Source organism: Mucilaginibacter polytrichastri (assembly GCF_001911425.1).
GTDB classification, from domain to species: Bacteria; Bacteroidota; Bacteroidia; order Sphingobacteriales; family Sphingobacteriaceae; genus Mucilaginibacter; species Mucilaginibacter polytrichastri.
Map to the genome: position 1 here is coordinate 1,706,584 of NZ_MPPL01000001.1, position 12,076 is coordinate 1,718,659.

The window sequence follows — 12,076 nt, forward strand, 5'->3', positions numbered from 1 at the left end:
AAATTTATCAGAAAATTTGATAGATGTTTTATTTACCAATATGACGAATGAGAGCTCGCAGGCTACTGCAGCAACTAAAATTGTACTTAACCCCGAGTTAATAATCAGAGCATCTTCATTAAAAAAAATGTAGAAAATATATTTTTTATTAATTTGCTAAAACCGTTTAGTTTTTCTAGGTTTGAAAACCAATTTAAATCTGCGATATGCTTTTCTGTGTTATTTATTTAGCATAGCCATTTTATAATATTGATATACAGTTATTTATATCTGTTTATCAATATTGGCTTTTAAGCTTTCCCCGATTTTTAAATGTATTGTTCGTATGGTGGTATATTTTCAACCGATATACTTAAATCTTATCCGGCTATTAACCTAAAGACAAATATTTAATTCGCTTATGATTGATTTTACTTTTAACATGAAATGGAAAGCTACAGTCTCCTGCTTTCTCATTATGCTCTGCTGCTGTTTTAAAAGCCAGGCGCAGAGTAAAGCAATTACCGGTAAAGTAATTGATGGCACCACTAACGAAACTCTGATTGGGGCAACGGTGCAAATCAAAGGCACCACCCAGGGTGCCGCTACCGACATTAACGGAAACTTTAAAATAAATGCCAATGATGGCGCTATTTTAGAAGTTAAGAGTGTGGGATATACATCTGTTACTATCGCTGCAACATTTGAAGAGCCGATGGTGATTAAACTGGCACAAACCAGCAGCGCCCTTAATGAAGTACTTGTTGTGGGTTATGCTACGCAAAAGAAAGCCAGCTTAACCGGTGCAGTATCGAGCGTGAAAGCCAGTGATATTGCCAACCTGCCTGTAGGCGGTGCCGACCAAATTTTGCAGGGTAAAGCTGCCGGTGTAGCGGTTACGCAAAATACAGGTGCGCCCGGCGATGGTATCAATATCCGCATCCGGGGTATAGGTACTATCAATAATAACAGCCCGCTTTATGTGATAGATGGTGTACCAACCCCCAATGGTATCAATGAAATTTCGCCTAACGATATCGAAAGTATCAGCGTGCTGAAAGATGCATCATCTGCAGCTATATACGGTGCGCGTGCATCAAACGGCGTGGTTTTAGTTACTACCAAAAAAGGTAAAAACGGCCCGCCTAAGGTAAACGTAAATGCTTACACAGGTGTGCAAACCTCGCAGCACTTAATTAAAATGGCTAATACAGCCCAGTATATTGCAGCTTATAACACCGCAGCTACCAATGATGGCCGCGCGCTGATTCCTGCAAGTATAATTAACTCTGGTTTACCCGATGTAAACTGGCAGAAAGAAGTGCTTAAACCAGCACCGATCAGCAACGTGCAGGCATCAATCAGTGGTGGTAATGATAATACTACTTATCTGGTATCTGCCAACTATTTCGGCCAAAATGGTTTAATTAAAAATTCATCATTTGATCGCCTAAATCTGCGTACCGCAATCAACAGCAACGTCTCTAAATATGTTACCGTAGGTACCAACATCAACTTAGGCTATTCAAAAAACCGCCAGGTAGGTACCTCCGGCGATGGTTTTGGCTCGGGCAACCCCGGTGCCAGCGTTTTACGCTACGCTTTGTTCCGTACACCTGCTACACCTGTTTACAATGCCAACGGTCAGTTTGTAGATATCCCGGCTAATCCACAGTTTTTTGGCGACGGCTTAAACCCGGTAGGTTTTGCTGATAACTATGACCGTAACTTTTATGGCTACTCTTTGTTGGGCAACGCCTTCATCGAATTACACCCGATCAAAAATTTAAAGATCAAGAGTGATTTTGGTACCAACTTCGTAATTACAGATTATAAGCAATTTTTTGCTACATGGGGTGTCGATAGGTTCCTGAACTCCCCAAACAGTTTGGCACAATCAAACGCAAACCAGTTTGACTACAACTGGACCAATACCGCCACTTACGACTGGACACTTGCCAAGAAACATGTATTTAACTTTTTAGTAGGTACCGAATTAATCAAGAGCAACAGCCAGGCGCTAAGTGCATCACGTACCACATTCTCTAACCAGGGGTCTGCATTTCAGTACCTTGATAACGGCTTAATTTCAACGGCGTTAAACGGCAGCGGTCAAAGCCACTGGGCTTTATTCTCCTTATTCGGCCGCGTAAACTATGCATTCGATGACAAGTACTTAGCTACCTTTAACTTCAGGCGTGATGGATCTTCGCGACTTGATCCTAACAACCAATATGGTAACTTCCTTGGAGGTTCATTAGGTTGGAGATTAGACCGGGAAGAGTTTTTAAAAGATATCAAACCAATCAGTTTGTTAAAACTACGTGCCGGTGTTGGCCAGTTGGGTAACCAGGAAATTGGCAACTATAGTTATGCTACATTGGTTTCACCTGCGGGTTTCTACCCATTTGGCGGTGCAAGTAACCAGGGTAATGCGATCACCCTTTTGGGTAATCCTCATGTAAGATGGGAAACAAGTACACAAACAGATGTTGGTTTAGATATCGGTTTATTTGATAGCGCACTATCTATCTCTGCCGATTACTATATCAAAAATACCTCAGGCATGTTGCTAAACCCAGAGAAACCTTCGAGTGCAGGTGGCGCGGGCAGCGCTTATGTTAACGCAGGTAAAATGCGTAACCAGGGCTTTGAGTTGGAGATTAGCTACAAAAACAGCATCAACCACAAATTTAAATACGAGATTGTGGGTAACCTTGCTACCGTTAAAAACAGGATAACTTCTTTAGCAGACGGATCGCCATTAGTGGGCGGGCGTGTTGATAACAACTATTACGCAACACAATCTGCAGTTGGCCATCCTGTAGGTTCATTTTACCTTTTACAACAAGAGGGCATTTTCCAGAACGCACAGCAAGTATTTACACACGCCTACCAGGGCCCTGGCATAAAGCCTGGCGATGTTATGTTTAAAGATATCAGTGGCCCTAACGGTGTACCGGATGGGGTAATTGATAATTACGACCGCGACTATGTAGGCAGCCCGATCCCTAAATTAACCTATGGTTTAACAACTAATTTCTCATATGCCAAATTTGATGTAAGTCTTTTCTTTCAGGGTGTATACGGCAACAAACTTTATAACCAGGTTAATACAGATATTGAAGGTTTTTACCGCGCATTTAACGTAACTGAACGTATTGCAACCCAAAGCTGGACAGGCGAAGGAAGCACCAACGAGTTTCCACGCTTATCATGGGATGGTGCTAATAATAACAAACAGCCATCAACCCGTTTCCTGGAAAGTGGTTCTTACCTGCGCCTTAAAAACGTGCAGTTAGGTTATACTTTAGGCAACAATGTTTTAAAAGCAATTAAATTATCATCGGTTAGGTTCTTTGTAAGTGCGCAAAATGTGTTTACTGTTACTAAATATACCGGTATTGATCCTGAGATCTACTCCAACAGTAACTCAGCCGGCGACGGTGTGAAGGCGGTTGGCATTGATTGGGGTACATATCCGTCTGCACGTACTTATACAGTAGGTATCAACGCAAACTTTTAACCATTAACATTTAAAAACATGATAAAGAAATACATATATATAGCGATAGCGGGCAGCCTTGTTTTATCGGCAAGCAGCTGTAAAAAATCGTTAGATCAACCCATTTTGGGAAATTACGAGGCAAGCACTTATTTTTCGTCGGTAGCTAACGCTAATTCTGCATTAACTGCAGCTTACGTTCCGCTTAACTACAGCGACGCATTCTCTAACGAAACCTGGGTTTTGGGCGATGTATCATCTGATGATGCTGTAAAAGGCGGGCTGGCAGGCGATCAGGCTGATATTGACAGGATAAATAACTTCGATATTCTGCCAACCAACTCTGCAGTTGAGGGTGTTTGGAGCCGTTATTACGATGGGATCTCAAAAGCTAACTTCGTAATTGGTGGTTTAACTGATGCTAATAAAGCCGTGGCCGATGCCAGCAAGGCAACTTTAGTTGGACAGGCTAAATTTTTACGGGCCTTTTACTATTTCACTTTAACAAACAGCTATGGTGCTATCCCGCTGCGTTTGCAAGTGGCTACCGCCGATAACCTGCAAGCCCCTGCGGTAGCACAAAACCTGGTTTATGCACAAATAGAAAAAGACTGCACAGAAGCCGCTGCCGCATTGCCAAACACCTGGACCGGTGCCGATTTAGGCCGTGCTACAAAAGGAGCCGCCCTATCGCTATTAGCTAAAACCTATTTGTTTGAGCAAAAATGGGCGCTTGCTGCCTCAACAGCACAACAGGTTGAAGCTTTAGGCATCTATAGCTTAACCAACAAGTTTACTGATAACTTTAGCTCGGCCACTAAAAATAATACCGAAGCGATTTTTTCTATCCTTCATACTGCCAACCTAACCCCTAAACAAGGTAACGGCCTTAACCAGGCTTTTGCCCCACGTGGTGCGTTAAACGGTTACGGCTTTTTTAACCCGACACAAAGTTTAGTTGATAACTTCGAAAAATCACCTTCCGGCGTGGTTGACCCACGTTTAGATTATACCGTTGCACGTGCAGGCCATACTTATTTTGACGTAGCTTATGACCCAACGTGGAGCAATACCGGTTACATGAGCAAGAAACAAATCCAACCTTTGTCTGAAGTGCCTACCTCAACCCGTGGCGATGGTAACTTAAATGTAGAAGCCATCCGTTTTGCAGATGTTTTGCTGATTGAGGCCGAAGCACTGAATGAGTCTGGCAATAGTGCGGGCGCTTTGGTGCCGCTTAATAAGATCAGGAAACGCGCCCGCGAAAGTTATTTATATGATACCACGCTGGGCAGTGCAACTGTGCCTGCAGGTTTATTGCCTGATATTACTACCACCAGCCAAACCAGCCTGCGTGATGCGATCCGCCAGGAAAGAAGATCTGAACTGGCGTTAGAGTTTGGCCGTTTCTATGACATCATCCGCTATGGTAGTACGTATGCTACTGCTGCTTTAAAAGATAGCCCGAACTTTAATTATACAACCAACAAGTTCTTCCCGATACCGCAAAGCGAGCGTCAAACTAATCGTTTATTAGGCTTATAATTAAAATATTTGAACGTCATGAAGACTTATAAAAAATATGCAGGTTTGGTTTTATTAGCCATTGCGCTGCTGCTTAACCTGGCCGCCTGCAAAAAGGACGCTAAACAAGAGGTTTTTAACCCAGATGAAGCGGCCATAACCGCCGCAATAGCGTCTGCTACTACGCTGTATGCTACCACAACGGAAGGCAGCAAGCCGGGCACTTATGCAATTGGCGCAAAAGCTGCTTTGCAAACAGCTATTAACCTGGCAACTGCCACCAAAACATCAACCCAGTACAGCCAACGCGAAGTAGATAATGCTACGGCAAACCTTACCCGCGCCGTTACGGCTTACCAGGCGCGCTTAATTCAGGATGTTTCTGTTGCCAACCTGATTGCCCAATGGACCTTTGCAGGCAATGCTAATGACATTTCGGGACATAACCATAACGGTGTTTTAATGACCGGTTACACAGGCGCTACCGATGGTAACACTTTACCATCCGCCATAGCCGACCGTTTTAACCGGCCTAACAATGCTTATGATTTTCAGAATGGTGCTAACATTGAAGTGCCTTACACAACTGACCTTAACCCGAAAGAGTTTACCATAAGCTTATGGGTTAAACGCCACGAAACCAACCCGAATAACTACATGTTTTCGCTGAATGATTACAATGGCTTTAAATTTCAACTGCAAGGCGGTAACTTTCTGTTCCTTACCATCCATGCAAATGATGGTTACCATGATGTGGATAGCAACCCTGGCGTTGTGCCGCAGGATGTATGGACCTTTATTTCGGTATCATACACCAACGGAACCATGAAGTTTTACGTGAACGATAAACTGGTTAAAACGGCTGCAGTAACCGGTACGCCGATTACGCTTCCAACACCGGTAAACCTGATCATTGGAAACAATTTACCAAAAAGCATGAAGGGCAGCAACTATTTTAAAGGCTCTTTAGATGACATCAGGTTCTACAACCGGGCCTTGAGCGATGCTGAAGTACTATCCATCTTTACTATCGAAAACACACTTTAATTAGTATAAACAAAACCCGCAGCTATTTATATTGCTGCGGGTTTAATAATTAAATGCAACTCTAAAAAAGAAAATAAAACATCTATGTATATGAAAAACGTTACTGCCTTTGTTAAATGCCTTGCAGTATTCCTGGTAATTTCCGGCAGTGCTATAGCGCAGCAAAACCGTTTACCCGATTGGGCATTCGGTGGATTTAAAAGGCCTGCCAGCGTTAACCCTATTATCTCGCCTGACAGTACTTCTCAATTTACAGACCCGGTTTTAAATAAGGCTGTCCGTTGGGAATCTAATGATACCTTTAACCCTGCGGCTGCGCTTATTAATAATAAAATTGTGGTTTTATATCGTGCCGAAGATAAATCGGGTGTGGGCATTGGTTTCCGCACTTCGCGTTTGGGCTATGCATCAAGCACAGATGGGTTGCATTTTAAACGCAGCCATACACCGGTATTTTATCCGGCTAATGATAGCCAGAAAAAATATGAATGGCCAGGTGGTTGCGAAGACCCGCGCGTAGCGGTTACAGCCAAAGGCACTTACGTTGTATTTTATACCCAATGGAACCGTGACGTGCCCCGGTTGGGTGTTGCTACCTCGAAAGACCTGAAACACTGGACCAAGCACGGCCCTATATTTGAAGATGCCTACAATGGAAAGTTTTTAAACATAGCCCATAAATCGGCTTCGATATTAACGAAAGTGGTAGGGGGTAAGCAAATAGTTACCAAGATAAACGGGAAGTACTGGATGTATTGGGGCGAACTGCATGTTTACGCGGCAACCTCTGATAACCTGGTAGACTGGAAACCGCTTACCAACACCGATGGTACATTGAAAGAGCTAATATCGCCAAGGAAAGGGTTTTTTGATAGTGAATTAACCGAATGCGGCCCACCGGCCATATGGACAGATAAAGGAATTATACTTTTTTACAACGGCAAAAATAAAGCCGGAGACGATGGCGATAAGCGCTTCAATGGTAACTCTTACTGCGCCGGTCAGGCCTTGTTTGATAAGAATGATCCATCTAAACCCATTACCCGTTTGGATTTACCATTTTTACGCCCAATGGAAGCTTTTGAAAAAAGCGGGCAATATGTTAACGGTACTGTATTTATAGAAGGCATGGTATTTTTCCACAAAAAATGGTTTCTATACTATGGTTGTGCCGATTCGAGGGTAGCGGTGGCTATCTATGATCCTGCCCATCCGGCACTTCCCGATCCGCTTAATTAATCAATGCATCTAAATATTAATCACAGGTGTAACCTCTGTAAATAATTGATTAAATAAAGAAGGGCTGCCAGCTGGGCAGCCTTTCTTTATTTAATTACCCCCTTCAGGTATTTTGCAAGATAGGGCGCTGTTCTGCTTCCCTTTATTTTGGCGATCTGCAGGGGCGCTCCCGTGGCGACTACCTTACCGCCATCTTCGCCTGCACCAGGGCCTACATCAATAATCCAGTCGCTCTCTGCAATTACGTGCATATCGTGCTCTACCACAATTACGGTATTACCGGCATCAACCAATTTGTTTAACTGGGTCATCAGCCTCTCCACATCAGATGGATGCAAGCCGGTGGTGGGCTCATCTAAAATATAAAGCGTATTACCATGTTGTGCCCTTTGCAATTCTGTGGCCAGTTTAATACGCTGGGCCTCGCCACCCGAAAGTTCTGTAGCGGGTTGCCCTAAGCGCAGGTAGCCCAAGCCTACCTGTTTAACAACCTCCAAAGCCCGCGAAATTTGTGGCTCTTCATCAAAAAAAGTGGCAGCATCGTCAACTGTAAGGCCCAGTACTTCGGCAATATTTTTGTCTTTATATTTAACTTCAAGCGTTTGGGGGTTATACCGGGTACCGTTGCAGGTAGGGCAGGGCGTATAAACACTGGGCAAAAATAACAACTCTACCATTACAAAGCCTTCGCCTTCACAATGCGGGCAACGGCCTTTTACTACATTAAAAGAAAACCGGCCGGCATCGTACTTTCGCTCCTTTGCGGTTTTGGTTGTTGCGAACAGCTTGCGTACATGGTCAAATAAGCCGGTATATGTGGCCAGGTTAGAGCGGGGAGTCCGGCCAATCGGTTTCTGATCTACCACTACCAAGCGTTTAATGCCCTGCATACCGGAGGTAATTTGCCCGCCTAAAGTTACCACTTCTGTCTTTTCTAAAGCATCACCTTCGGTATCTGTCGAAATATCTATTTGCTGGCCCAGTTGGTTTGCCACCAATTCTACCAGTACCTGGCTCACCAAACTGCTTTTACCGGAGCCCGAAACACCGGTAACACTGGTGAGCACACCTGTAGGAAACGCGACATTTAAATTATGGAGATTATTACGGGTCACACCTTCCAACTTTAACCAGTTTTGTGGCGTTCGCGGGTCAGGGTGAAAAATCTTATGGTTATCATAAATATAATGCCTTGTGAGCGATTCTTCAACATCCCGCAAACCCTCCGGTAAACCGCTGTATAATACATAACCGCCCTTTTCGCCGGCGGCAGGGCCAACATCTACAATCCAGTCGGCATGCCTAATCACATCAATCTCATGCTCCACCACAAAGATACTGTTGCCCGAAGCTTTTAAGCGGTCCAGGGCGCGGAGTAATGCTTCCGTATCGGCCGGGTGCAAACCTGCCGATGGCTCGTCCAAAACATAAACTACTCCAAACAGGTTAGATCGTACCTGGGTTGCCAATCTCAAACGTTGTAGTTCTCCCGGCGATAGGGTAGGTGTACTACGTTCCAAGGTCAGGTAGCCCAAACCAAGGTCGAGCATTACATTAAGTCGGCCAAGAAAGTCTGCGGCAATCCGCTGAGACACGATTGCCTTTTCCGGATGACCGGCATTAGCTATACCGGCTGCATAAGGCTCAAAAATAGCTTGTAATTTTGCAAGCGGTATCCGGGCCATATCTGCTATATCGTACTTGCCAAACTTTACAGACAACGACTCCCGCCGTAAACGTTTGCCATTACATACCGGGCATTCGCTGCTAATCATGTACTGGGCAACCCGTTTTTTCATGAGCTGGCTTTGGGTATGCGCAAAAGTGTGCAGCACATAGCGCCTGGCACCGGTAAAGGTGCCCATATAGTCGGGCTGCCGTTTGTTTTTAATGGCCCGTTGTACCTCTTGGGTAGTATAGCCGGCATATACGGGTACGCTTGGCGTTTCTTCTGTAAACAGTATCCAGTCGCGGTCTTTCTTTGGGAGTTCTTTCCAGGGGATGTCTACATTATACCCCATCGTGGTCAGTATATCGCGCTGGTTTTGCCCCTGCCAGGCCAATGGCCACGAAGCAATGGCACGCTCGCGGATTGTTAAGGCATCATTGGGGACCATGGTTTTTTCTGTAACCTCGTATACGCGCCCCAGGCCATGGCATTCGGGGCAGGCACCTTCGGGTGTGTTGGGCGAAAAGGATTCGGCGTAAATAATGCCCTGCCCATCGGGATAGTCGCCCGCGCGCGAATACAGCATGCGCAGTAAATTAGATAAAGTGGTTACACTGCCTACCGAAGAGCGGGTTGAAACCGCACCTCGTTGTTGTTGCAAAGCAACAGCGGGTGGCAGGCCCTCAATCTCGTCTACCTCTGGGATAGACATTTGGTTAAACAAGCGCCTGGCATAAGGAGAAACAGACTCCAGATAGCGCCGCTGCGCTTCTGCATACAAAGTGCCAAATGCCAGTGATGATTTCCCCGAGCCGGATACCCCTGTAAAAACCACCAGTTGATCCCTGGGGATATCCAGATCAACATTTTTTAAATTATGTTCTCTCGCACCACGAACAGTAACGAAGCCTTGCTTTGAATGTTTTGCCATAAATTATGCCGCCAAAAATAGGCCTTTGTCAATACCGATAATAAGTTAAAAGCAAAAGGTACCGGCGGCATCTTTTGTTTGGCAAACCAGAAAATGTTTAAGCTTTTTGCAAAGGTGATGCGCCGGAGGTGCCGACTTTGAGGTGCCTGGTAAATTGTGAAATTACCTTAAGAATAAAATTGCAGTTCGCCCAGCGGCATTAATAATTAGTAGTTCTAATAAGCTAAATATTAGAGCTGATGAGTGCAGTAATGTAGCAGAGTACTGTAATTATGTGAAAAACTCCGTGTTATTCTCTTACTTATTTAAGTAAGGGAATAACACGGGTTATAAGCTAAAACAACAGCTTAATTAGGCGTAAACCTTCCCGATTACGGTCTCAGCAAAGCGTTCCATTTCTTCCAGCTGTGGGCTGCATTGCAGCAGGAAAAAATTAACGCCGACCTTCTCGAACGCACCGATTCTGTCTTGAACTTGTGCGGGTGTGCCGGTCAATCCGCTTCTTAATCCCCGGTTGGAAACAGAGTAATCGTACAGGGAAACCGTTTGTTCCATTTGTGTTCCCGACAGCCATTGCTGGTAATTTTTATAGCCTGATGAACCCTCTTTTACATTAGTGATCCGGTCGAGTTCCTGCTTTACATCCTGCTCTGTATTTCTGATAATGCTATATGCGGCAACGCCGAATTGCATGGGTGGCAAACCTTTTTTATCGCGGCGTTCGCTCATATCGGCAATGCGGCGGCCAATCAACTCGGGCGAATCTCCATGCATTACATAGCCATCGCAGCGCGACGAGATCAGATCCTTTGCAGTCTCAGATTCGCCACCCGCATAAATAGGAGGGCGGGGGCCAGAGATGGGTTTGGGTTGTAATATATTATCATTTACCTTGTAGTATTTACCCTCAAAGGTGTAATGGTCTTTCTTCCAAACGTTATCCAATACCTCCAGCCATTCTGCAGAGCGGGCATAGCGATCATCATGCTGTTCAAAATGAACACCATATTTCTCTGCCTCGTCTTTCCACCAGGACGAAACCAGGTTTAGGGATAACCGGCCATTGCTGATGTGATCAATGTTTGCAGCCTGTTTAGCCAGCAAAGCCGGGTTATGAAAGGTGGGTCTTACAGCAACCATTAGCTCTTGTCTGTTGGTAACCGCAGCCAAGGCCGCAGCGGTAGACCATGCATCCAGCGATGGTGCTTCTTCTCCCTTAATATCATTGAGGTTTAGCTCGGCTATCAAAGCCAGGTCGAAACCAATTTCTTCGCTTCTGATGGCCAGGCGTTTAACATAATCCCAGGTGGGCTGCATGTGCTCATCTTCTACATTACGCAGCCAGCCGCCAAAAACCGGTAACCAATATCCGTATCTCATATTTGTTAGATTGAATAAGTTTCTTCTTTAGCGTTTACTGCAGTAATTTCCTGCTCAATAAAGTCAACCAGCTTTTCGTGCGGGTTAAAGCCGATTACATTTATCGCATCGGCCACAAAATTTGATAGTGCATTTATATCGTAATAAAGCACTTCGCCATCGCGGTCGTCAATAATGTATTCTATACCGCCAACATCTATTTTACTGGCTTGCACAATGGCTTCAATGTTTGCAATGATCTCGTCTGATGGGGTAAAGGCTTCTACCCGCAAACCATTTTTAGGGGCATCAAGTGCGCAGGCATTACGTACCAATTCTTGCCCGGTGGTGGTTTGGCAAATATCAGCAGGGCACAGGTTAAAGCTTTCACCGTTGGTGTAAACCCTGATGCCGTATAAATATTTGCCGCCCAAAGTTTCTACACGGGTAATGTAACCGCCGCGAGCGGGGATAAACTCCTGTACTAATGCGGTATGGTCTATACCGAAATCCACCTGATTATTAGCTACGGCTTCTTGTACCTGCTCCAGCGAATCAAATTTCTCGATGCCTGCACCGCTGCCGCCAATATTGGCTTTAATAACAATAGGGAAACGTAAACCTTCGGTGGCTGCTAGTACCTGCGATACATGATTAACCACTCTTGATTTTGGATACTTAATCCCCAGCTCTTCTAATAGCAGTAATTGTAAAGCTTTGGAAGTTTCGTAAGTAAAGGCTTGGTAGCCGTTAAGTACGCGTACACCTTTATTTTCCAGGTATTTTAAATAGTTAAGGGTATAAAAAGTTCCCTGTATCCCAT

8 protein-coding genes are annotated in these 12,076 nt (G+C 44.7%); 5 read left to right on the plus strand and 3 right to left on the minus strand.

Annotated features, from left to right (window positions below):
• The 5 genes from RG47T_RS26655 to RG47T_RS07370 all read left to right on the plus strand — a co-directional run.
• On the plus strand, window positions 1-133 hold a 133-nt coding region (locus tag RG47T_RS26655), incomplete at its 5' end, for a hypothetical protein (protein WP_253187559.1).
• A gap of 267 nt (window positions 134-400) precedes the next feature.
• On the plus strand, window positions 401-3,505 hold the full coding sequence (locus tag RG47T_RS07355; RefSeq protein ID WP_083627330.1) for a SusC/RagA family TonB-linked outer membrane protein: 3,105 nt from the start codon (window positions 401-403) through the stop codon (window positions 3,503-3,505).
• A gap of 18 nt (window positions 3,506-3,523) precedes the next feature.
• Window positions 3,524-5,029: a RagB/SusD family nutrient uptake outer membrane protein gene (locus RG47T_RS07360; RefSeq protein WP_083627331.1), complete on the plus strand. Its 1,506-nt coding sequence runs from the start codon at window positions 3,524-3,526 to the stop codon at window positions 5,027-5,029.
• Between the two features lie 18 nt (window positions 5,030-5,047).
• A complete protein-coding gene (locus RG47T_RS07365; RefSeq protein WP_074488820.1) occupies window positions 5,048-6,055 on the plus strand; it encodes a LamG domain-containing protein in 1,008 nt (335 codons plus the stop codon).
• Window positions 6,056-6,145: 90 nt separating this feature from the next.
• Complete coding sequence (locus tag RG47T_RS07370) at window positions 6,146-7,294, plus strand: beta-1,2-mannosidase (RefSeq protein ID WP_074493225.1); 1,149 nt, start codon at window positions 6,146-6,148, stop codon at window positions 7,292-7,294.
• A gap of 86 nt (window positions 7,295-7,380) precedes the next feature.
• Here RG47T_RS07370 and uvrA read toward each other — a convergent pair whose 3' ends face one another.
• From uvrA to RG47T_RS07385, 3 genes are all read right to left on the minus strand, one after another.
• The gene (uvrA, locus tag RG47T_RS07375; RefSeq protein ID WP_074488821.1) at window positions 7,381-9,894 is read right to left on the minus strand and encodes an excinuclease ABC subunit UvrA; all 2,514 of its coding nucleotides are present in this window, start codon (window positions 9,892-9,894) and stop codon (window positions 7,381-7,383) included.
• A gap of 351 nt (window positions 9,895-10,245) precedes the next feature.
• On the minus strand, window positions 10,246-11,274 hold the full coding sequence (locus RG47T_RS07380) for an LLM class flavin-dependent oxidoreductase (protein WP_074488822.1): 1,029 nt from the start codon (window positions 11,272-11,274) through the stop codon (window positions 10,246-10,248).
• A gap of 5 nt (window positions 11,275-11,279) precedes the next feature.
• The coding region (locus RG47T_RS07385; protein WP_216351024.1) for an ATP-grasp domain-containing protein at window positions 11,280-12,076 on the minus strand (797 nt) is incomplete at its 5' end.